The 22,214-nt window shown below is 49.9% G+C and carries 19 protein-coding genes; 2 read left to right on the top strand and 17 right to left on the bottom strand.

Annotated elements, in window-relative coordinates; translation table 11 throughout:
* Positions 1-561: 561 nt before the first annotated feature.
* From J1778_RS24195 to J1778_RS24125, 15 genes are all read right to left on the bottom strand, one after another.
* A complete protein-coding gene (locus J1778_RS24195) occupies positions 562-2,274 on the bottom strand; it encodes an ABC transporter ATP-binding protein (protein ID WP_217175295.1) in 1,713 nt (570 codons plus the stop codon).
* 106 nt (positions 2,275-2,380) lie between these two features.
* Positions 2,381-2,686, bottom strand: coding sequence for a hypothetical protein (locus J1778_RS24190; protein WP_217175294.1), 306 nt, complete (start codon positions 2,684-2,686; stop codon positions 2,381-2,383).
* Between the two features lie 17 nt (positions 2,687-2,703).
* On the bottom strand, positions 2,704-3,225 hold the full coding sequence (locus tag J1778_RS24185) for a hypothetical protein (RefSeq protein ID WP_238484865.1): 522 nt from the start codon (positions 3,223-3,225) through the stop codon (positions 2,704-2,706).
* A gap of 159 nt (positions 3,226-3,384) precedes the next feature.
* Positions 3,385-4,122 carry a fimbria/pilus periplasmic chaperone gene (locus J1778_RS24180; RefSeq protein WP_217175292.1) on the bottom strand — a complete coding sequence of 246 codons (738 nt, stop codon included), beginning with the start codon at positions 4,120-4,122 and terminating at the stop codon, positions 3,385-3,387.
* Entirely contained in the window at positions 4,088-5,422 is a 1,335-nt protein-coding gene (gene stbD, locus J1778_RS24175; protein WP_112289833.1) for a fimbrial usher protein StbD, read from the bottom strand. Before stbD ends, J1778_RS24180 begins: the two co-directional genes overlap by 35 nt.
* A 15-nt stretch (positions 5,423-5,437) precedes the next feature.
* A complete protein-coding gene (locus J1778_RS24170) occupies positions 5,438-7,975 on the bottom strand; it encodes a fimbrial outer membrane usher protein (protein ID WP_420804102.1) in 2,538 nt (845 codons plus the stop codon).
* A gap of 10 nt (positions 7,976-7,985) precedes the next feature.
* Positions 7,986-8,744, bottom strand: a complete 759-nt coding sequence (locus tag J1778_RS24165; protein WP_217175290.1) for a fimbria/pilus periplasmic chaperone — start codon at positions 8,742-8,744, stop codon at positions 7,986-7,988.
* A 97-nt stretch (positions 8,745-8,841) separates the two neighbouring features.
* Positions 8,842-9,327 carry a fimbrial protein gene (locus J1778_RS24160; RefSeq protein ID WP_112289852.1) on the bottom strand — a complete coding sequence of 162 codons (486 nt, stop codon included), beginning with the start codon at positions 9,325-9,327 and terminating at the stop codon, positions 8,842-8,844.
* Between the two features lie 656 nt (positions 9,328-9,983).
* Complete coding sequence (locus tag J1778_RS24155) at positions 9,984-11,519, bottom strand: EAL domain-containing protein (protein ID WP_217175289.1); 1,536 nt, start codon at positions 11,517-11,519, stop codon at positions 9,984-9,986.
* Positions 11,520-11,551: 32 nt separating this feature from the next.
* Positions 11,552-12,205 carry a helix-turn-helix domain-containing protein gene (locus tag J1778_RS24150; protein WP_217175288.1) on the bottom strand — a complete coding sequence of 218 codons (654 nt, stop codon included), beginning with the start codon at positions 12,203-12,205 and terminating at the stop codon, positions 11,552-11,554.
* 340 nt (positions 12,206-12,545) lie between these two features.
* Entirely contained in the window at positions 12,546-13,223 is a 678-nt protein-coding gene (locus tag J1778_RS24145; RefSeq protein ID WP_159281092.1) for an ABC transporter ATP-binding protein, read from the bottom strand.
* Positions 13,216-14,085 carry an ABC transporter ATP-binding protein gene (locus tag J1778_RS24140; RefSeq protein ID WP_132966070.1) on the bottom strand — a complete coding sequence of 290 codons (870 nt, stop codon included), beginning with the start codon at positions 14,083-14,085 and terminating at the stop codon, positions 13,216-13,218. Before J1778_RS24140 ends, J1778_RS24145 begins: the two co-directional genes overlap by 8 nt.
* Complete coding sequence (locus J1778_RS24135; protein ID WP_217175377.1) at positions 14,075-14,938, bottom strand: ABC transporter permease; 864 nt, start codon at positions 14,936-14,938, stop codon at positions 14,075-14,077. The genes J1778_RS24140 and J1778_RS24135 overlap by 11 nt, the downstream gene beginning before the upstream one ends.
* A gap of 21 nt (positions 14,939-14,959) precedes the next feature.
* Positions 14,960-16,012 carry an ABC transporter permease gene (locus J1778_RS24130; protein WP_217175287.1) on the bottom strand — a complete coding sequence of 351 codons (1,053 nt, stop codon included), beginning with the start codon at positions 16,010-16,012 and terminating at the stop codon, positions 14,960-14,962.
* Positions 16,012-17,580, bottom strand: a complete 1,569-nt coding sequence (locus tag J1778_RS24125; RefSeq protein ID WP_217175286.1) for an ABC transporter substrate-binding protein — start codon at positions 17,578-17,580, stop codon at positions 16,012-16,014. Before J1778_RS24125 ends, J1778_RS24130 begins: the two co-directional genes overlap by 1 nt.
* Positions 17,581-17,951: 371 nt before the next feature.
* Here J1778_RS24125 and J1778_RS24120 point away from each other — a divergent pair, with 371 nt between their 5' ends.
* Together J1778_RS24120 and J1778_RS24115 are read left to right on the top strand one after the other, a co-directional pair.
* Positions 17,952-18,356 carry a CidA/LrgA family protein gene (locus tag J1778_RS24120; RefSeq protein WP_217175285.1) on the top strand — a complete coding sequence of 135 codons (405 nt, stop codon included), beginning with the start codon at positions 17,952-17,954 and terminating at the stop codon, positions 18,354-18,356.
* Positions 18,349-19,044, top strand: coding sequence for a CidB/LrgB family autolysis modulator (locus J1778_RS24115; protein WP_217175284.1), 696 nt, complete (start codon positions 18,349-18,351; stop codon positions 19,042-19,044). Before J1778_RS24120 ends, J1778_RS24115 begins: the two co-directional genes overlap by 8 nt.
* A gap of 427 nt (positions 19,045-19,471) precedes the next feature.
* Here J1778_RS24115 and flgL read toward each other — a convergent pair whose 3' ends face one another.
* Complete coding sequence (flgL, locus tag J1778_RS24110; protein ID WP_217175283.1) at positions 19,472-20,434, bottom strand: flagellar hook-associated protein FlgL; 963 nt, start codon at positions 20,432-20,434, stop codon at positions 19,472-19,474.
* Positions 20,435-20,461: 27 nt separating this feature from the next.
* On the bottom strand, positions 20,462-22,114 hold the full coding sequence (gene flgK / locus J1778_RS24105; RefSeq protein WP_217175282.1) for a flagellar hook-associated protein FlgK: 1,653 nt from the start codon (positions 22,112-22,114) through the stop codon (positions 20,462-20,464).
* Positions 22,115-22,214 lie beyond the last annotated feature (100 nt).

Below are 22,214 nucleotides of genomic sequence, written 5' to 3'. Positions count from 1 at the left end.
ATAAGACGCTAACCCCCTGATTATATGCGGTTTTCGCATAACAATTTGCACCACCACGGTGCAATGCACCATTTGCGTGCAAATTGTTTGCAGGTTTGTAAAGTAGTTGCAAGCGAGATCACCTTTATCAAAAGGTTTTTAACTGTTAACAATCGTTAAGGAATTCGTGCTATCTGAAAAGGCATTGCATTTAAATAGTGCATAGCATGGTAATTATTTTGATGTGAAGCTCGTTATCTAATAAATAGAAAAAGCAGCCATAAGATTTTTGTACTACGCAATTTTTTAGCGTTTAGGATTATTAATAAAGATATTGAACAAAATAAAACCAAATTCAGAGAGAAAATAATTACCTGCGTGATTGAATTGAACGTAGTTGAATATTATAAATTGACCGCATTGAGTTATTTTTATTCAAAACGGGCTTAAATTAAAAAAGGGAGAGATTAAAGGCAACAGCCTGCCTGAAGGGGAACTGGACATTTCGGGGAGTAATTTACTGTCGGGTGACGATTTAAACCGCAATCCGGTCCTCCCCGTTACCAGGGAGGACGCTGAAGATTAGCGGAACTGCGCGGCGTGAAGTTGTGCGTAACGGCCCTGCTGAGCAAGCAGAGACTCATGCGTGCCCTGTTCAACAATACCTTCTTTATCGACCACGATAATGCGGTCGGCATTCTGAATCGTTGCCAGGCGATGAGCAATAACCAGCGTGGTACGCCCCTCAGAAAGTTCCGCCAGTGACTGCTGGATGGCCTGTTCGGTCGCCGTATCCAGTGCAGACGTCGCTTCGTCGAGGATCAGGATCGGCGGGTTTTTGAGGAATATCCGCGCGATCGACAGACGCTGTTTCTGACCGCCGGAAAGCTTCACGCCACGCTCACCAATCACGGTGTCCATCCCCAGCGGCAGCGCGTCAATTACGTCATCAAGGCGTGCGCGACTGGCGGCCAGGCGAATTTCCGCTTCGCTGGCATCCAGTTTACCGTAAGCAATGTTCTCGCGAATTGTGCCTCCAAACAGAAACACATCTTGCTGCACAATGCCGATGTTATGACGCAGCGAGGTCTGGGTCATGTCGCGGATATCAATGCCATCGATGGTAATGCTGCCGCTGTCCAGCTCATAAAAACGGGGCAGCAGCGAACACAAGGTGGTTTTCCCCGCACCGGAAGGCCCGACGAACGCCAGCGTCTCACCGGCATTAATAGACAGCGTGATGCCGTTGAGGATTTTTCCGGCGGGCGTGTAGCCAAACGTCACGTTGTCGTAATGAATGTCGCCACGCAGATGGCTGACGTTCTGCGCGCCGGGGCGATCCACGATATCCGGGGCGGTATCGATAAGTTGCGTAAAGCGTTTAAAACCGGCAATCCCTTTCGGATAGCTTTCCAGTACCGAGCTGATTTTCGCCACTGGCCGGAAAAACACTTCCACCAGCAGCAGGAAACCGACGAATCCGCCGTAGGTCAGCTGGTCGTTAATCACATACCAGGTTCCGGCGATCATCACGATGATCTGCACCAGACGGGTACTGAGGTAACTGAGCGTCAGACTTGCGGTCATGATTTTGTAGGCTTTCAGCTTAGTGATGCGGTAGTTATTGTTATCCGACGCAAACAGCTTTTGCTCATGATCTTCGTTGGCAAAGGCTTTCACCACACGGATACCACCGATGCTTTCTTCTATACGTGCGTTGAAATTACCCACCATCCCGAACAGGCGCCGCCAGGTGTCGGTCATCTGCGCACCATAACGGCTGACCATCCAGGTCATTGCCGGAACAATAATGATGGTCATCAGCGCCAGCTGGACATGTACCGTCGCCATCAGGATAAACGCACCGATAAAGGTCATCACTGCGATGAACACATCTTCCGGGCCGTGATGCGCAATCTCCCCCACTTCTTCCAGATCTTTGGTGACATGGGTAATGATGTGGCCGGTTTTAGTGTTGTCGTAATAACGGAAAGACAGTTTCTGTAAATGGCTGAACGCCTGAGCACGCATGTCAGTTTCAATCCCGACGCCCAGTGCGTGTCCCCAGTAGTTCACAATCGCCATCAGTAAGGTATTGATCACATAAATCAGCAGCAAACCGACGGTCGCGCCAATGATCAGCACCCAGTCGTGTGCGGGCAGCAACTTATCAATAAAGGTTTTGATCGCCATCGGGAAACCCAGTTCCAGCAACCCGGCCAGAATGGCGCATCCGAAATCGAGGAAGAACAGCTTTTTATAAGGAACGTAATAAGAGAAGAAACGGCGGAGCATCAGGCATCCTCACAGAAACGACCCGAAGGCGGGCAAGTCCGTCAGTCTAAATGAAAATGGTTATCGATAAAGATAATTTTAGACCCGCCCCGCCGGAAGACCGTTTTCACACAAGTTTGCGTACACCGTTCAAAATTACGCTAAAGGCTGCATTCAGTGCCTGCCAGGCGATTTCCTCGGTGATCGCTTCGTAGGTCGCCAGCACCGCCACAAAGGTGGATTTCTGAGTCGCCAGCAAAGATTCATATTCTCCCGACCGGAAACTGCCTTTACCTTTTTCAATCTCCCAGGTCAGCTGAAGTAAGGCTTCAATCTGCGGAACGGCACTGTTTGCCACCGTATTCCAGTTTGTCCCCAGTGAAGCTTTTGCCGCATTGATTGCGCTGTCTCTTAAATCGAAAATATCACTCATCCTGTTCACCCTGAATATTATTGTGATGTGCCTGTACCATTTTCTAATACCCCTTCATACGTCAGCATCGACTGCATAATCACAGCAACCTGTTTACGCTGAAGAGTGATATACGCCGGAGAATCCTGCTGCGAACAATGCTGCCTTTTATATTTAATCTGATAGAAGATATTTCTGAGGCCAGATATCTGCTGATCAATAGCAGGATTGTTATTTAAGATTTTGGTGCGGGATTCAATCAGCGCTAAATCCGTTTCAGCGGAATTAAAGAACGCACTGTCGGGTTCCGAAAGGGGTGAAATCAGCAAAAGCGGTTGCCCTGCGACCACGGGCGCCGCCTGACAGGCGACAACCGGCGAGGCGGCTTGCGTATTGTCAGTCATTGCCTGCGCAGTCCAGGCTACAAATTGACGGTCGGCTTTACTCTGGAAGTCAGTAATTTGTTTATCTAAAGCAGGGTCATACTGATGCGTGGAACAACCGGTCATCGTCACCGCGACAATAAATATCGCGATCCCGGCTTTCATTATTGATTTCAAAATGCCTCTCCTGTGACTGATTCCGAAGGTGGACATTATTCCATTGTCCCTGCCATCAGAAATTAGTCACAAGAGAAGACTGGCGCAATAAACCGGTAAATCATTTTCGATAAAACAATCAGGTCATTTTTATCATTAAAATAAAAAACCTGTGGATGATTATTTTAATTTCTGGCTGGCTTGCCATCGCGTACCATTATCATTGATAACGTCGTATTCCACTTTATCTGACAGGTTTTTCCCTGCCGGAATTTCCACCCGCTCTGAAGTGAAAGGCGCCACCATCACACCGGATAACTCCGTCTCTCCCGAGCGAAGTGAAGAAAGCGTCAGGTGCCACGGCGTCGGATTTTGTATCAACAGTGTTTTACTGCCCGCCTCACGGTCGATGCTGAACTGCAATTTCTGTGCATCACTTTCCTTAAGCTCCCCCACTTTTTCCGGCCTGACAAACACCTTCATGCGGATTTTTAACGGCAGCACGACGCGTTTTTCACCTTTATGCTGCGTTTCGGTATTTGGCGGAATTTGATAAATATTCAGCCAGTAAAGACTTTCGCGATCCTGTGGCAGACTTCCGGCTGAAACCATCAACAGCCGGATATTGCGCATTTCCCCCGGTTTCATTTTAAATACCGGCGGATTGATCACAACCGGCGTATGGACCTTATCCGGGCTCACCGTCGGGTCACCGTTATCCGTCCAGACCTGCACTACCACCGGTTCTTTCTCTGAATTCACTAATGACAGTGATTCCGCGATGCTTCCCGAGTTGAACACCACGCGGGTCTTTTCTGCATTAACCACCGCGCTGGCGTGAAACGCCGTGCAACAGAGCATAATCCCCGCCGAAACGGTAACTTTATTGAAAACTGACCACCACTTGTAACTGCGCATTGACGCTCCCCGCTGTCACTGTTTCGCCACTGATTGCCTCCAGAGACGCCGTAAAATTTCCGGTGTACGTTGTGACACCGTCCGTAGAATCGCCCTGACTGGTGGTCAGATCTTTATAGGCGTACCAGCCGCCCGCATTTCCAGTCGCGGTAGTTGTTTTCGACAACAGATTCAATGCCGTGCCACTTTCGTTATAAATACGAATCCCCACACCGGATGCAACACCAGAGCTACCATAATTGGTATCAAGTAAATAAGTCACACCGTTAGTTGACGTCAGGCCTAAATTACTCGCGGCTGTAACCGCTGTAGCCTCATTAACTAAGAATCCCATCGCAACATTGGCTGATGTCGTTGTAGATGCACTCACACTGGATACGGCTGTATCTTCACAGCTTAAAGTTATACTAAATGACTGTTGGCTGACCTCACCATTAACTATTTCCGGGACACTGATTGAGGGCAATATAACTATGGTTGGATAATCTTTAACAGAACACATTGCTCCCCTGACAAATGTAACCCCCCGATAGAGTGAAAAGGCACCAGGCCAATTTGCATACCATCCGGAAGTTCCACTGCCGCCATCGGATGAGAGACCATCAGCAAGTGAAGCGCTAATCCCTGGCCCTTGAAATGCAATATATCCAGCCGGGCCAGCATAACTATAATAATACGCATTTCGGGAGTTAGTAGAATTCCTATAGTAAGTTGTATCGTTGATTTTAAATAGTTCAGCGTATACATCACTGAAAGCACTGGCTGGAATATAAATATAAGTACTATCTTGCACCCAGTCGTCGGACGTCAACGTTCTTGACTGCCAATATTTTGAGAAGTAATTTCCAGTTTTAACGTTAGTCAGACGAATTGCAACATTTGCCATGGCTGTATAATAAGCCCCCTCAACTTCTTCCGTTTCGTATCGACCGCCAGTGTCATCATCACCATTCGTTGCGTAGAATTCCAGCAGGGAACCTGCATCGGCAAGTGCACAGCGATATAATATTTGGTTGGCAGCATATCCCGTACTGTAGCCACCGGTGAGGAACGTTGCCGTACTACTTGCGAGCAGTGTTCCGGAAGGCGTGAAGGATGAAGTACTTAAACTAATCGTTGCGGGGAATCCCAGATTGCCTGAATTAGCATCTGATCCCCCGGACCAACTCGTGGCAGTATATCCCGCAGCAATAATTTCACTGGATAACCATGAGGTGCTTGTAACTCTGTAACAGGTAGCATTAGATGGAATGGATACCGTTAACAGCATAAGCATAAAAAAAATTTTTAATTTAAGCATAAGTTTATTCCAGAATCACATTTCACATGGCAAGGTTAACTGAACAAATTCATTATCTTCAGTTGCTGCTGGCAGCTGATAATTAATACGACATTGTTCTAAATCACTTTCCCCCCAGGAAACAAATAACACTCCTGAACGCTCGTTAATTCGTGCATAAATTTGCCCTGCCTGTCCGACCATGCCTAAATTCGTACCGTCCTTATCAGTTACATCTGCACCCATCGGGATCATTCGATTATTTTTCAGCGTTGAATTAATCAATACCTGCTGGCCAAACACGGTTTCAAAATTAATCTGCACGATGGCTCCGGCATAGGGTACAACACGCTGGCTTCCTCCCTGAATATCCACTTTGGAATCTAAGCCTTTAGGATCCAGACTTACCTGGTTATAACGGTAAGGGGATAAAGACGGCATAATGGCGTAGCCAAAACTGTCTATTTTTGCGCCCTGAGCGTTTTTAATCTCTGCCCCTTTGGCGCCTTTGGCTTTCACCAGCGCAAACGTATCACTGACATAAGGTCCGTAGGTTACTCCCCCCGGATGAATAAGCAGCGTACCCGATGAACCCAATCCATACTGTTTATAACCCGTGCCCTGCGAATAAGATCCCCGGAACGTTCCTTTAGAGGTATTTTGTTGCAGTGAACCACCCCAGGTCATTTTATTACCGTTTTCCTGGTAATTTTCTACACCGCTGTATACAGAATAAGAAGAATTACTTTTCTCACCGAAGCTGCCCGATACGCTGGTAGTCGCGGACTCAGAGCTTTTATTTTTCGCCACGTTGAATGCTACATTCGAACGTGAATCCCCCCAGTCCAGCGGCATTGAGAAACCGATTGAAATGGTGTTCTCTGTATATTTCTGACGATTATCACTGTTATCCACTTCACTGTAGTAGTTGCTGCGGGTACTGTAACTGGTGCGCTGTCTGCCAATGTTGATGTTATAACTGATCTTTTTAAAGCTATTGCTGTAGCCCAGCTGCATCTGAGTAATACGTGAATTATTACTGTAATAATCTGAAGTGCTGGCATTCAGCGAAAGTGACCCGAACGTATTAAAACTTTGGGCGATGGTCGCGCTGAACTGATTTTTCTGATTCAACGTATCCGAATAGTAAGTGGTGGTATTTTCAGCGGCCCGCCTTACACCCAGCACATCCTGCAAATCACGGAAACCTTTAGTCGAGTAGCGGTATGCCGCCAGCGTCAGATTAGTGCCGGTTGTAAAGGTTTTGCTGTAACTGGCTTCCGCACGCCAGCCGGATTGGGTTTTATTATTTTCAGCGACGGCATATGAATAAGTGGTATTGAGTCCGATAGTCCCAAATTGTGTTGCCATGACGCCACCCAGCAAATATGCCTCGTAGTCTTTCGCCAGACGAATACCGGCATTACCCGTGAATCGATTGCTTATCCCCCGTTGCAGGACACCTTCTACAAATTCATTATCCACACTGTAATACTGCCGCACTTTCCCAAGGGCAAGTTCATAGTTCCATGAGCCAGGGCGAATAGAATCTGGCACCGCAGAATAGGGAACGGTAAAAGAGGATGTCTGCCCGTTAGCTTCAATGACCGTGACCTGAAGATCGCCCTGGCCTTTGGTATTAGACAAATCGTCGATAATAAAGGGACCTGGCGAAACCACGGTTTCATAAATGGTTTTTCCGAGCTGGCTGACCACAACGCGCGCAGTGGTACTGGCAACGCCGCGAACTTCTGGCGCATAGCCGCGTTTACCCTGAGGCATCATTCGGGTATCACTGGCGAGTTTGACGCCATTGAAAGACAGGCTGCCAAACAGGCTGCTGTTGGTATAACTGTCACCCAGCGTCACCAGGGAATTAATTGATGGCAGAGGTCGCTGTGCATTGGTGCGCACGCTGGTCCATTTATGACTGGTGCGACCGTTATTATCGGTATAGCGCAGATTTGACTGATTTCTTAATTGCCAAAGACCAATATTGGTGCCGCTGTTCAGTCCGCTCCACAGATTTTTAGTTTTATAACCACCGGTGCTACTGGTCTCATAATAGTTGGTATTGTGCTTAACAAATAACCCCAGGCCGCCGCTGTCCCACTGAGATACCGGAATATAACCGCGTGGCTGACGGTAAAGTAAGCTCTGCGGGATCAGCAGTTTCAGTTTCTGCGTTGACTGTTCCAGTTCCCATGATGAGGCTTTTGAGAGATCGGAAAACCACATACACTGTTTACCAACAGGTATTAAGCTGACTGCGTCCACTTTTAACTGAATCAGTTTTATATCTTCAGCATTCAGGCAAGGCTGAACAGCGACATTATCACCCTCAGATTTACGGCTAAAGGTGATCTCAGTATTTTCTTTAACGAGCTTATTATTGACATAGAGATCTACGCGATAGGTTCCCGCATCCGCCGAGACAATTTTTTCGTTAAGTTTATCCAGATTCACTGATACGCCAGAACCCTGCAGCAAGCTGGGATCAAAATAGAAATCTTCCGCTAACGCCACGGGACTGTAATTAGAGAGAATACATAAAGTTAATAGCGATGGCGTCAGTATTTTATGATTAGTGACTAATTTCATATTCGTGGCTCATCCTTGCACCCTGATCATTGAGATAATCAACAATAACTGTCGCACCTTTAATATCCTGGATTTTTTTGAACAGAACGCTTCCTTTAGAAAACGGTGCAATCATTTCCGCTTTTTGTTTATAAATCTGTTTTCCGTGTTTAATTCTCACATCAATCACTGATGCATAAAATGGAGAGTGATTTTCAATATTGATGACTGTCCCGCCATTTTTTAATTGAGAAGTGACATTAATTTCATCAAAAAATGTTTTACTTCCGGAGGCAATGGCAACGGGTCTGTAAAAAACCTTCACACGGTTTTTTAACATGATTAGCATTTTATTCTTTTGTTGAGCACTTACTTCACCCGCATTCACCGGGGGTATTTGCAGAAAATTAAAGTAAAAAACAGATTCCCGGTCCTGCGGCAAATTCACGCTGCCATTAAAGGCAATACGGAGCACCTGTCCGCCGTTTGCTGCAATTCGAAAGAGTGCCGGCGAAGCAAAAAACGGAGCCTTACCTGTTGTGGGTGTTGACTCAGTATCTCCATCATCCAGCCATGTTTGCACCGCATAAGGAATGATATCTTTATTACGAAATTCAACGTCTACTGAAGCGTTATCTGAGGGATAAATAATCCGGTTGCCAATCATAGTGACACTGGCAGATGCCATTACAGAGAGTAGTGATAATATTAACAACAGAAATAGACCAGTTGTTTTTCTAATCAGATTGCGATTATTAAACATATGAACATTAAACTTATAATTTTATCGGATATTAGTAGCACGCCGAATGATATAAAATAAGATGGCAGCGTTCTGCCATCTTGCGATTATTTAACGATTACTGATAAGTCACTGCATATTGCAGTGAAGCCGCAACAGTACCTGCTGTAGCAACATCAGTCGCATAATATTGAGCGGTATATGTCGCGGTCGAAGCAGTGTCACCTGCAGCTAAAGTCAGATCGCCTTCGGCCGTATAGGTTGAACTTAAGTCAATCTCAGTGCCTTTAGTATCCAGAATTTGAACTGTTACGTTTTCTGCTGTACCGGTATTACCTAAAGTGCCATTGGTCGTTTCAACCAAATTGCCGACAAATACCGTGCTAATAGCTGTTGAGTCAGTACTACCTGTGCAACCACTGACACCCATTTCGAACGTCGTCGCGCCCGCTACGTCACCTGACGCAGATAAATCAGACGTTGAGACAGTAGGTAATAAGATAATTGGCGCAGTGTCATTACCATTTACGGTCAATGAACAGGTTTCATCAGTGACTTCACCCTGAAACGAAATAGTGTTATCAGATACAGCAGACGCTGTCATTGAATAACCCGCCACCAGCAAACCACAAGCCACTAAAATTTTCTTATTCACGCGTCTTTTCTCCGTTAGATTAATTTCCTTCTGGCAGGTCCCATCGCCGGGTACGCTGCCAGTGCTAGTCACTATAAAGTCACGACCTTTTTCGGCAATCAATCTCGTCAAAAACGCATAAATTAGTGAATTATTCTTCTGATATGAGTTATTTCATGCACTAATCCACTAAATTGATGTAGATCCGTTTTCCTGCCAGAGAAATAATCTGCAATTTTCATTAACATCTCGAAAACATATTCCAGCCTTACGATTTCTTAACTAGGAATATTCTAAATATAATTAAACGCTCGCCTATAAACTGCGCCATTAAGATGATTAACAGATCGCAAAATAATCATTCGGCGTGTTATTTAACCGGAAAATATCAATTACCACCCGATTAAATATTTTCAGAATGATATTTATGTCAGTACTGAGTAAATATTGATGTCGCTCAAGAATCACTAAAAACGTTCAAAAGGGAAAACCATGGCGACAGTGATGTGCTTTAGACAAGCAGATGCGAGATAGAAGATGGAAATCATGAGAGATGAAAATAAAGCGGATTGACCTGATGGTGAAGATACAAAGAAAAAGGGGCACAAGGCCCCTGTCTGACACGCTCAGGAAGTGATTTTATCAATATCCACCGGCCTGCCGTAAAACCAGCCCTGTCCGACAATGCGGGGATATTCTTTCAGGAAGAAGTCCGCCTGATGCTGTTCTTCTATTCCTTCCACAATAATGGTCGCACCGGTCTGGGCGAGCATTTCCAGCATCATTTTCAACATTTTGAAACTGACTGACTGGCTGCCAACAGAATCGGTGAAGATCTTGTCAATCTTAATAAAATCAAACGATAACTTGCTCAGATAATCCAGATTGGAATAACCGGTACCGAAGTCATCCAGCGCAATGCGGTAGCCGTAATCTCTCAGCCGGGCTAATGACTCTTTGAGCAGCCGATGGTCTGCCGTCGAACGTTCCGTGATTTCTAAGACGATTTGCTTACGGTGAAGCCTGCTTTTATCGACCTCTTCTTCGAGAAACATCCTGAAATCTGCCTCAGTCACATCCGCGGTAGTGATATTAATACTCACAAATAGAGCTTTATTCTCCCGCAGGAGTGGTGCGATTTCTGTCAGCGTCCGCGTGACGACAGACCGGGTGAGCGCCCTAATCTGATGTGTCGACTCAGCCAGTTTGATGAACACATCCGGTGATATATTGTCGCCGTTTACCTCTTTCCAGCGGGCCAGCGCTTCGTACCCAATCACCCTGCCGGTATCAATATCCACAAAGGGTTGATAGTTGATATAAATGTCATCCCGGCTGATCGCCATCCTGAGTTTATTCTGTAATGAACGGGTATTACTGATGTATTGCAGGAGTGCGAAGGTAAACATTCCACCGGCTGCTAATGCTGCCAGAATAATAAAGACAGTCGCCGTGGCTGAAAGAGAGAAAAGTCCGATCTGAGTATTTCTGGCCATCACGCAAATATCATATCGATTACTGCATTCCGTGAACCGGGCTTTGTGCCACCACGCAAAACCCTGGATTTCGTTAACATCCCGCACCAGTCCATCGGTGTCGCCAAACAGCCTGAAGACATGGTCGTGCCGGTGGTTGATCAGCACGGCACCGAAGCCGTTGTATGGAACATAAATGTCACGAAATGCAGCCGGTGTCGGGAAAAGCAGAACGTTCTTCGATTCCATCATATCGGCGGTGATCCGCGGGTCGACAATGCCGCTGAAGGATGTCCATATGCGCTGACCATAACGGGTGATGGCATCGGGCACCGACATCGTCACCGGCTCCGGTAAACGCCCGCGCATCGCCGTACATTTCAGCTGGTGATCACGGGTATAGCCAATGTCTGAGATAAATACCGAGGTAAATGAGAGATAACGAATTTCATCAAGAAATTTATCACTGCATGTTTCATCGCGTATGGCATTCACTTTACTGACGATTTTACCGGACTCATCAGCAACTTCCAGTCCGCGCGTCATGATGTGTCGGGCATAGGAAGCCAGATAGTCGCGATCATACGTCGCGATGACGAGATGTGTGACAATCAGGATAAATGTGGCTATCAGCAGTGTACCCGACAGGAATAATAAAGGCTGGCCAACAGATTTTGCGGTTTTCATGGTGTGCCTGAAATGAAAGTGTTGATGCAATATTATTTTAAAGAAACCGGCGGATAGTCGCCAAATTTGCTTCCGGCAAGTGCCATGAACTGACTGAATGCCACATTATTACTCACTTTCAGTTTATGCATAATGATGTGCTTCACCCGACTGATGCGTCGATATTGGGTTTTCATTTTCGTCGCAATTTCAGTAATGCTCATTTGCTGGCTGAACATAATCAGCACTTCCCATTCATAGTCACTCAGCATTTCGAAATCGTAACGAAGTTTTCTGTCTTCGTAAAAGAGTACGCTCACCATACTCGTTGCGTTAAGGATTTGCGCTGCAGAAGCGCGGCAGCCTTCAACACCTAATTGTTTCATATAGATAGCATCTGCATTACTTTGAATCAGCAAAGCAGGAATTTCAATTTCAGTATGAATAATCATATCAATGGCGGGGAATTGCGCTTTAAGTTTTCTTAAGCAATCCAGGCCTTCAATAATAGACGTATTGGCATCATAAACCTCACTGAAAACCACATCTAATTTTCGTAATTCCAGCAAAGACTTGAGGGATAAGAAATTAGAAAGTGCCCCTTCAATAATAATGTCACCCTCTTCCCTCAGGATCTGCGACATTACATCGCTGACCATAGAAAGTGGCTCCATAATTGCCACTTTCTCTCTTCTTTTCCACGCCATTAATTATTCCTTACTTTGATTAATTCCTCGCTTTATTTTATCAAGCCACTTTTGGAAATTTGATCTGGGAATAAATTTTAAGATTAGGTTAATAATTTCGAAAAAACCAGCGACCGTGGGCAATATTCTGAATAATGTCAGTTGTTTGTATTATTTCAGGACAAAAATCTGCCGGGATCCTGACAAAACAAAGTTTAAACAAGATAGCAATAGATTAGCAACTAAGAATATTCTTATTGAAATTAAACCAGAGAGAATTTTTTTCTGAGCAAGCTGGCCTCAGCAGGCCAGTTTGGGTGTGAATCTTGACAGTGAGCGGGTCGGCTGACCCCTCAGCGAATTAACTCAGAACAACTCCCTTTGCCATATGTACAGCTCTGTCGCACATATGGTCAATCACGTCTGCATCATGGCTCACCAGAATCATGGTCAGGTCACTGCTGGCTTTAAGGTCATTGAGCAGGTTAAGGATTTCTGCCTGCACTGACATATCGAGCGCTGATGTGGGTTCATCGAGCAGCAACAGCTTAGGTTTAAGCAACAGCGCCCGCACGATCGCCACGCGCTGACGCTGGCCGCCGGAAAGCTGATGCGGATAACGGTGCATCAGCGCCGGATCCAGCCCGACCTGTCGGAATCCTTCGGCAATCTTTTGTTCGATATCCTGCTCTTTGAGGATTTTTAATGGTTCAGCCAGCGTACGCAGCAACTTGTGTTTTGGGTGCAGCGAGGCGTACGGATCCTGAAACACCATCTGTACGTCACGGCGCAGACTGCCGGTGAACGGCTTGCCGGGTTTTACTTTATGATCAAGCAGCGTCAGGCCGCCGTCCCAGTGACCGTTCAGCCCTGCCAGTACCCACAAAAGAGAAGATTTACCACAACCGGACGGCCCCACCAGCCCGAAGCACTCACCTTTATTAATCGTCAGGTTGACGTTATGTACCACGGTGCGGACTTCTACGCCCTGACGGTGGGACACGCTCAGCTGATGCAGTTCAGCAATTGCCTCACTCATGATTCGGCTCCTGTTTTAAAGAGGCCAGCAGCGCGCGATCCAGCACCGGCAGGCGTTCGCCGTGGGTAAACTTGCTCGGTCTGCACGACCATAACGTGTGGGTATACGGATGCGTGGCATGTGCCAGCTGATCCGCAGGCAGTTCATCGAGCAGTTCGCCTTTGTACATTACCAGCACGCGCTCGCAGTAGTGCGCCACCTGTTGCAGGTCGTGGCTGATCAGGATCAGTCCCATGTTGCGCTGTTCGACCAGACGCTCGATTAAGCCCAGCACCTGTTCGCGCATGTCAAAATCCAGCGCTGACGTCGGTTCATCGGCAATCAGCCACTGCGGATCGTTGATCAGCGCAATCGCCAGCATCACGCGCTGGCCCATCCCGCCGGAAAGCTGATGCGGATATTGCTGTTGCAGAAAAGCCGGATTGGGCAAACCGACGGCATTCAACATGTCGGCTACTTTTTCCTGACGCTCTTTACGCCCGAGACGGGTATGCAATCGCAGCGGTTCTTCGACCTGCTTGCCAATTTTTTGCGTCGGATTCAGCGCATGTTTCGGATCCTGCATCACCATCGAAACACGGTTGCCGCGAAGTTTGTTCCATTCGCGTTCCTTTAACGTCGTCAGGTCGTGATCGCCCAGCGTCAGTTGCGAAGCACGCAGCTGACACGGATGCGGCAGCAGCCCCATAAGCGCGCGCGCGGTCAGGGATTTACCGGAACCGGATTCGCCAACCAGCGCCACGCGTTCCTGCCCGACGCTGAGTGAAAGGGATTTCACCAGTTCCAGCGGACGTTCCCCCGGCAGGTAAATGGTGAGATCTTTCGCGACAAGTTTGTCGGTATTTAAGGAATCAGTTGCCATGTCGTGGATCCATTTTGTCACGCAGGCCATCGCCCAGCAGGTTGAAAGCCAGACTGGCAAACAGAATCGCCCCGCCCGGTGCAGCGGCGACCCACCACTGGTCGAAAATGACTTTACTGCCTTCGGCAACCATCGAGCCCCATTCCGCGGTCGGCGGCTGAATACCCATGCCGAGAAAGCCCAGACCGGCGGATGCCAGAATAATGCCGCCGAGGCTAAGCGCCGCGCGAACCACCGCGCTTGGCAAACACAGTGGAAGAATGTGGCCGAACATCAGGCGCAATCCGCCGATGCCCTGCATACGCGCGGCGGCCAGATAATCACTGCGGCGCAGTGCCAGGGTTTCCGCTCTTGCCTGACGTGCAAACGGTGGCCAGCTGGTAAAGGCCAGCGCCAGCGCCCCGTTCATCAGGCCGGGACCGAGAATAGCCACCAGCGCCAGCGCCATCACCAGACTGGGCAATGACATCACGATGTCGGTCAGACGCATCAGAATGCGCTCGAACCAGCCACCGATATAACCGGCGCTGATGCCGATCAGCAGGCCGACCGGAATGGTCAGTACCAGAATCAGTGACACCAGCAGCAGCGTCGGACGCGCGCCGTAAATCACACGGGACAGCAGGTCGCGGCCAAAACCGTCGGTGCCCAGCCAGTGCGTATGTGAAGGCGGCAGTAAGCGCAGTTCGATATGCTGAATGTTCGGATCAAAAGGTGCCAGTAAAGGGGCGAGCAGCGCGGTCAGCACCAGAATGGCGACCAGCACCAGACCGACGCTCAGCGTGGTAATACGACGCGCAGGCTTCCAGACGTGAGTCTCGATTTCGACCTGCGCAGGTTGTTCAGGGATCATTTGTTGTGTCATAAGCAAAAACTACCGGGTCCGCGGATCGAGCAAATAAGTAAGGGCGTCAGCCAGTGCGTTCAGCAGCACGAAACAGGTACCAATCAGCAGCGTCGCGCCAAGGATAGCTGGCGTATCTGCCGCGAACAGCGCGGTAGTCAGATAACGTCCGACGCCCGGCCAGGCGAATACGGTTTCGGTCAGTACTGCGCCTTCGAGCAGGCTGGCGTAAGAAAGCGAAAGCACGGTGATCAGCGTTCCAAGCACATTCGGGAAGACGTGGCAGAGTAAAACCCGCGCCCTGCCCGCGCCTTTGGAACGCGCCAGAATCACGTATTCTTTGTTCATTTCACCGAGCATGGAGGCGCGCAGCAGGCGGGTAATGCCCGCCATCGACAACATCGCCAGCACGGTCACCGGCAGCCACAAATGGCTGATGGCGTTGTAGAACATCTCGCGGTCACCGGAAAGCCAGGTATCAATCAGCACAAAACCGGTGCGCGGCGTCATGGTGTACATATACAAGTCGTCCAGTCGTCCCGGACCGCCCGCCCAGTGCAGCACGGCGTAAAACAGCAAAAGACCGAGCAGGCTCAGCCAGAATATCGGCACGGAATACCCGAGCAGCGACACCATTCTGGCGACGTTATCCAGCCAGCTGCCCGGTTTCCAGACCGCCAGCAGCGCCAGCAAAATGCCGAGCGATCCGCCAAGCAAAATGGCACAGGTGGCCAGTTCGACGGTCGCCGGGAATGTCCGCATTAAATCGCTGGCAACAGGCTGCGCGGTGATGCGGGAAATCCCCATATCACCGTGCGCCAGGTGATCCAGATAACGGGCGAACTGTACCGGCACCGACTGGTTGAGACCTAAATCACGACGCACCTGCGCATAGGTGGCTTCACTGGCGTGATCGCCCGCCACCTGAAGTGTCGGGTCAATCGGTGCCAGATGGGAAAGTGTAAAGGTGAACGCCAGCAGGCCGAGCAACGTCAGCGCCAGCGAAATCACGCCGGTCAGCAGACGGCCTGACCAGCGCCAACCCTGCCGGACGAATCCGGCGGGTGTTGAACTGTCTGTCATTACTTGGTGACCTTGCTGTAGAAGACCATGTCAGGGTTGATGCCCTGCACATAGCCCTTGATGTTGTCACGCACGGCAATCAGGCTTTTGGCCTGTAACCCGATGACAAACGGTGAGTTTTTCTGCACTTCCAGCTGCAGCTGACGATAATCTGCCACGCGTTTAGACTGATCCGGCTCGGCAATCGCCGCCAGCGTCAGTTTATTGAGCGCAGGAATCGACCAGTTGGCGCGCCATGCCAGCGTTTTGCTGCCATCTTCCGGGTTGAAAGCAAACGCGGAAGCATTGGTGTTCGGGTCAAAATAGTCCGGGCCCCACGAAGACATATAGGCGTCGTAATCGTGCGATTTCACTTTGGTGGAAATTTGCGAGCTTAAACCCGGATCCAGTTTTACCGTCACACCGCCCTGCGCAAAGCTGGCCTGCAACGCCTGAGCAATGTCCAGATACGGCGGCTGGTTGGCGGTAGAGAGCGTGAAGCTGACGTTGGTCAGGCCGGCTTTCGCCAGAATCGCTTTCGCTTTGCCCGGATCATAGGTATATGGCGTGTCGTTCAGCGCGCCCAGATAACCTTCCGGCAGGAAGGCCTGATGCACCTGGAACTGGTTTTTCATCAGGTCATGCGCGATGTGGTTGTAATCGAAGAGATAACGCGCCGCTTCCCAGAACGCCGGATTCCCGAGCGCCGGAGAGGCTTTGGCGTTGAACTGCATGAAATACAACGAGGCGTATGGCACGGCCAGCGGTTTGACACCTTTTTTGCCTTCAAGCGCCGCCATCTGGTCTGAACCCAGATTACGCGCCATATCCGCATCGCCCTGCTCAATCAGCAGACGGCGCGCAGCCGGATCCGGTACGTTTTTAATCAGAATGGTTTTCAGCTTCGGCGCGCCTTCAGGAGACGTCGGGTTAGCGGAGAGGATCACCACTTCATGCGGAATGTAGTTACGGATCTGATACGGACCGGAACCGGCAGAATGGTTGCTCAGCCACTGATGACCAAGGTCGTCGGCCGTCGCATTAGTTTTCACCAGTTTGCTGTCAACAATCGAGGAAACCGGCGCTGACAGCAGGCTCAGCACGAAGGACGGGCTGACATCGGCGGTCCAGCTGACTTTCACATGCTGATCGTCGATTTTCGTCAGGAAGGTATCGACGTTTTTATCGGTCCAGCCGAGCTGGGTCAGAATGAAAGAAGGCTCGAGATTGAGTTTCACCACGCGCGACAGCGAGAAAATCACGTCGTCGGCAGTCAGCGGATTACCGCTGGCAAAGGTCGCTTTTGGCGACAGCGTAAACGTCAGGCTGCGGTTATCTTTGCCCGCTTCCCAGGAGCTTGCCAGCGTCGGTTTTAAATCAATCGGATTATTAGGATCGGACTGGACCAGACGCTGATAAATATTGTTGAAAGCCTGAACCGTGGTCAGCTCAAAGCCCTGCGCCGGGTCAAAGCTGGAGGTGTCATCAATGGACTGGGCAATGACCAGCGTGTCCGGCGGTGTGGCGGCCTGAACCGCGAAAGTAGCCGCAATAGCCGTAAACAGGACGGACGGTAATAAAGCTTTCATCAGGTCAGACTCTCCAAAGTAGCGAAATTGCTAAAGTTTTGTTGAGTGTAAAGTTTCTTCAACTTCCCAGAAAGTCTGATAAATACTATCGTTATGCGAATTTTGAATAACGTTATCTGATTGGTTATTAAAGCCGCAGGACGGGCTCTGGCGGGGCATTGTTACTGTACAAAGGGCGAGGCGACAGGGCAAAGTACAGACGCCGGTACGGCTGCCATCAGCGGCTGATTATACGGGGGACCTGAGTGATTTCAGCAGCCAAATCCTGCGTTTTTGGCATACACTTCATTCCTAAATTTCATACTGAGTTATGTGGCGCAGATCACATCTTAATTGTATGATGAATGCATCATTCAACTGGGTGAAACACCATGAGCAATGCAACTTCTCTGGCATTCCAATATATCCGGGCATTTATTCTGATTTATCTGTGTTTATTCGCCGGGAATGCCATTTCATCTCTACTGCCGCTGACTATTCCGGGCAGCATTATCGGAATGCTGATCTTATTCGCCCTGCTTTCCACACAAATTCTGCCGTTTAAATGGGTTAAACCCGGCTGCAACGTGCTGATCCGCTATATGGCGCTGCTGTTTGTGCCTATCGGCGTCGGGGTGATGAACTATTACGAGCAGCTGCGCACGCAGTTCGGCCCGCTGGTGGTGTCCTGTCTGGTCAGTACGATTATCGTGTTACTGGTTGTCGCGTATTGTTCCCACTATATCCACGGTGAACGCGGCGTGGTGACAGACAAAGCGGAGAAAGAAAATGATTGATATTTTGTGGTCGCTGCCGCTGACCCTGCTGGTCTTTTTCGCCACCCGCAAACTGGCCATCAAACTCAAAATGCCGCTGCTGAATCCGTTACTGATGTCGATGGTGGTGATTATCCCGTTGCTGCTGGTGACCAATATTCCTTACGCCCGTTATTTCGCCGGCAGTAAAATTCTCAATGATTTGCTGCAACCGGCCGTCGTGGCTCTGGCGTTTCCGCTTTACGAGCAACTGCATCAGATCCGCGCCCGCTGGAAATCCATTATCAGCATCTGCTTTATCGGCAGCATGGTGGCGATGACCACCGGCACCGCCATTGCATTATGGATGGGGGCAACGCCGCAGATTGCCGCCTCGGTCCTGCCGAAATCCGTTACCACACCCATTGCCATGGCGACCGCCCAGTCGATTAACGGCATTCCGGCCATCAGCGCGGTCTGCGTGATTTTCGTCGGCATCCTTGGCGCAGTATTTGGTCACACGATCCTGAATATATTAAAAATCACCACCAAAGCTTCACGCGGACTGGCGATGGGCACCGCCTCACACGCCCTCGGCACCGCCCGCTGCGCAGAAATGGATTATCAGGAAGGCGCATTCAGCTCCCTGGCGCTGGTCATCTGCGGGATCATTACCTCCCTCCTCGCCCCGTTCCTGTTCCCCGTCCTTCTCGCCCTTTTCGGTCATTAAAAAACGTACTCATCTTCCCCTAAATAGTTCGTGCCGGATCAAAGCGGCAAGTCTGTAAGTCCCGATGAGCTGACAATAAGTCAGTGATTCGGGCGAGCAGACGCAGCCAACGCAGAGACAATTCGAAGCAGGACGAGTAAAGATTCCTCTAACTGTTTCGGATTGTATCAAGGCGGTAAGTCTGTAAGTCCCGATGAGCTGACAATAAGTCAGTGATTCGGGCGAGCAGACGCAGCCAACACAGAGACAATTCGAAGCAGGACGAGGAAAAAGTGTATGTCGCCAAACCTTAGAAAGACGACATACAAAGCTGAAAGTACCCGGTTTAAGTACAGTCAGAAAAATGCCTGCCTGCCCGCATTTTTGCGAACTGGCAGCAGATGAGGAAGAGGGTAAAACAGGCGCGCGATGCTGGCGCGCCGGGGGATTACGAGTTCATCTGGAACAGCGACATGCCTTGCATGGAGCTGTAGGTCTTGTACGACGCCTGAAGTGCCACCTGTTGCAGCGTGTAGGTGGAAATCGCTGAAGTCCATTCGGTATCGACCAGATTGCTGAGCTTGGTGGAGTTCGTCACGTCGCGGTTATCGCCCAGCGTATCAAGGCTGTCGAGCTCACTCATTTGCGTACCGAGCTCAGAGCGCACGGACAACACGTTGTTGAGTGAGTTGCTCAGGCCACGGTTAGCTTTATCAATAGCGTCGGAATATTCGGTATCCGACGTGTAATCCGCTGAAGGCGTTTTCAGTGCAGTCAGCGCGCCGTCAATGGTCTTGAAGATGTCCGATTCGCTGGCAGAACCATCAGGCTCTTTCTTCGCATCACCGGTTAAGGCGTTGAAAATCTGATTACCGTTATGGTTGATAGTCATGGTACGGCTGGCGTCAACCTGCTGGGTGATCGCCGTGTCTCCGCCGGAATAGGTCACCGCACCGGTGGTCGGATCCTGCGTGTAAGGCGCGGTATCACTTTTATAACCGGCAAAGATGTAGCGCCCGTTACCGTCGGTGCTGTTTGCCATATTCACTAACTGCGATTTCAGACTTTCCAGCTTGGTGGCCAGAGAAGAACGGTCGTCATCACTGAGCGAGCCATCACCGGCCTGCACGATCAGCGTCTGCGCATCCTGAATGGTGGACGTCACGCTCGACAGAATCGATTCTTCCTGACTCATGCTCTGGTTAGCAAAGGTACGCGCAATAGAAAACTGGCTGTTTTCAGACTGCGCCTGACGCACCAGCACGGCCTGTGAAGCCGCCAGCGGATCGTCAGAAGGCTTACTGACTTTGGAGCCGGTAGACAACTGTAAACCGGTCGCCTGGAAACGGTTCTGCCCATCCAGCACCGCATCCATGTTTTGTTGGTAAATTATATTGGTACTAAGGCGCATGGCATCAGTTCCTTATCAGTTCAAAGATCAGCGAAGATTAATAATGGCGTCAAAAATGGTGGATGCGGTCTGCACCACCTGCGCGTTAGCCAGATAATATTGCTGATAACGTTGCAGGTCGCCGTATTCCTCATCGAGGTTTACCCCGGAAATAGACTGCTGTTGCGTCGTCAGTTGCGTCACGATATTGCTTTGTGCGGTATTGGTGGTCGTCAGCGTCGCCACCTGGTTCCCGACGTTGCTCACCAGACTGGCGTAAGCGCCGGACAGCGTTGACTTGCCTTCCACCACTTTAGCGGTCTGCAAATTCAGTAATTTCTGCGCGTTGGTATTATCACTCACACCGCTGTCTGCTGCGCTGGCAGCGGCAATCAGTGAGGAGTCGGTAATAGCCACACCCATACTTCCCGCCACGTTGCTGACGGTTTTGACGGTGAAGCTGTCATTGGTGGATGGCGTGCCGGAGACGGAAACCGATAACCCGTCGAATTCCATGGTCGGATTGCCGCTGCTGTCAGTGCCTGCCGTTGGCGTGATTTTGGCGCCATCGGATACGCGGGTCACATCCCAGCTGGTACCGTTATAGGCCATGGTGTAATCGCTGGCTTTTACCGCAGTGGTGTCTTTGTATGCCACGCTGACATCAGCGGTGCCGGTGTTTTTGGTGTTACCTACGGTTGTAGCGCCGGTATAAGAGAAGAAATCTGTCCCTGCGTCACCGTTGAGGTCAAAACCGGCTTTGTTGGTGCTGTTGAACGCGTCGGAGAAGGTCAGCGCCAGTTGCCCGAGCTGGTTAATGGCCGGTTCGAGGTTGTCTTTGCGAAATGCCAGCGTGCCGCCGAGAGATCCGGTGGTCAGACGGCTTTCCTGAATTTCAGAAACGGTGCCGTCAGGCTGGGTCATGCCAACAGTCAGTTTGGACGGATCTTCGCTTGAAGCCACCGCCACGACCGTTTTAGAGTTGCCGCCGCTCACCAGTGGCGTGCCGTTAGCAAAGGAGACGTTGTACGTATCGCCGTCCTGCTGAGTCACGGTCACACCGGTAATGTTGTTCAGCTGGCTGACCAGCTGGTCACGCTGATCGAGCAGTGCGTTAGGTTCCTGACCGGTGCTGCCACGGGTTGCCGTGATCTGCGTGTTCAGTTTGGCAATCTGCGCCGCATAGGTGTTGATCTGATCAACGTTTTGCGTGATCTGCTGATTCACCGCCGTGTTCATGTCGTTCAGGTATTTCGCTGAACTGTTGAACTGCGCGGTTAAGCCCTGCGCTTCGCCCAGTACCGCCTGACGTGCCGAGCTGTCGCTGGCATTGCTGGTCAGGGTTTGCAGGCCTTTGAAGAAGGTGGACATGGTGGCGTCGATGCCGGTGGAGCTGTCGCCCAGCAGGTCATCAATCGAGCTTGCCTGATCCAGTTGTGTTGAGAGCGCGCTGCCGGTGGCGCTGGCGCCAAGCAACTGAGTCACCACAAAGGAATTGTATTCACGGTTCACACCCGTCACCGTCACACCGTTACCGATGTAACCGGCAGAAGTGGAGTTGCCGTTACTTTGGGTGATGATCGCCGTCTGACGGTTATAGCCCGCCACACTGACGTTAGCGATGTTGTTCCCGGTGGTACTGAGCGCGGCCTGCGCTGCGTTCAGTCCGCTCATTGCGGTATTAATTAAGCTACTGGACATGAGTGACCTTTTGTCTGCCGGTGACTTTTTTTACCACCGTGTAATTAAGGGAACTGAATCGGGGCTTTCCCCTTTTCCCATTCTGATCTGGTTATCGGCC

The organism is Rahnella bonaserana (assembly GCF_019049675.1).
Taxonomy (GTDB): Bacteria; Pseudomonadota; Gammaproteobacteria; order Enterobacterales; family Enterobacteriaceae; genus Rahnella; species Rahnella bonaserana.
This window is presented reverse-complemented; position numbering and strand designations above follow the sequence as displayed.

What these genes read in the sequence shown, in the direction of transcription:
- flgK (WP_217175282.1), bottom strand. Translation starts at nt 22,114, where the DNA reads ATGTCCAGTAGCTTAATTAATACCGCAATGAGCGGACTGAACGCAGCG.
- J1778_RS24135 (WP_217175377.1), bottom strand. Translation starts at nt 14,938, where the DNA reads ATGATCCCTGAACAACCTGCGCAGGTCGAAATCGAGACTCACGTCTGG.
- J1778_RS24150 (WP_217175288.1), bottom strand. Translation starts at nt 12,205, where the DNA reads ATGGCGTGGAAAAGAAGAGAGAAAGTGGCAATTATGGAGCCACTTTCT.
- J1778_RS24195 (WP_217175295.1), bottom strand. Translation starts at nt 2,274, where the DNA reads ATGCTCCGCCGTTTCTTCTCTTATTACGTTCCTTATAAAAAGCTGTTC.
- J1778_RS24160 (WP_112289852.1), bottom strand. Translation starts at nt 9,327, where the DNA reads ATGACAGCGTCTGCTGTATCTGATAACACTATTTCGTTTCAGGGTGAA.
- flgL (WP_217175283.1), bottom strand. Translation starts at nt 20,434, where the DNA reads ATGCGCCTTAGTACCAATATAATTTACCAACAAAACATGGATGCGGTG.
- stbD (WP_112289833.1), bottom strand. Translation starts at nt 5,422, where the DNA reads ATGCTTAAATTAAAAATTTTTTTTATGCTTATGCTGTTAACGGTATCC.
- J1778_RS24180 (WP_217175292.1), bottom strand. Translation starts at nt 4,122, where the DNA reads ATGCGCAGTTACAAGTGGTGGTCAGTTTTCAATAAAGTTACCGTTTCG.
- J1778_RS24125 (WP_217175286.1), bottom strand. Translation starts at nt 17,580, where the DNA reads ATGAAAGCTTTATTACCGTCCGTCCTGTTTACGGCTATTGCGGCTACT.
- J1778_RS24145 (WP_159281092.1), bottom strand. Translation starts at nt 13,223, where the DNA reads ATGAGTGAGGCAATTGCTGAACTGCATCAGCTGAGCGTGTCCCACCGT.
- J1778_RS24165 (WP_217175290.1), bottom strand. Translation starts at nt 8,744, where the DNA reads ATGTTTAATAATCGCAATCTGATTAGAAAAACAACTGGTCTATTTCTG.
- J1778_RS24130 (WP_217175287.1), bottom strand. Translation starts at nt 16,012, where the DNA reads ATGACAGACAGTTCAACACCCGCCGGATTCGTCCGGCAGGGTTGGCGC.
- J1778_RS24140 (WP_132966070.1), bottom strand. Translation starts at nt 14,085, where the DNA reads ATGGCAACTGATTCCTTAAATACCGACAAACTTGTCGCGAAAGATCTC.
- J1778_RS24120 (WP_217175285.1), top strand. Translation starts at nt 17,952, where the DNA reads ATGAGCAATGCAACTTCTCTGGCATTCCAATATATCCGGGCATTTATT.
- J1778_RS24115 (WP_217175284.1), top strand. Translation starts at nt 18,349, where the DNA reads ATGATTGATATTTTGTGGTCGCTGCCGCTGACCCTGCTGGTCTTTTTC.
- J1778_RS24190 (WP_217175294.1), bottom strand. Translation starts at nt 2,686, where the DNA reads ATGAGTGATATTTTCGATTTAAGAGACAGCGCAATCAATGCGGCAAAA.
- J1778_RS24155 (WP_217175289.1), bottom strand. Translation starts at nt 11,519, where the DNA reads ATGAAAACCGCAAAATCTGTTGGCCAGCCTTTATTATTCCTGTCGGGT.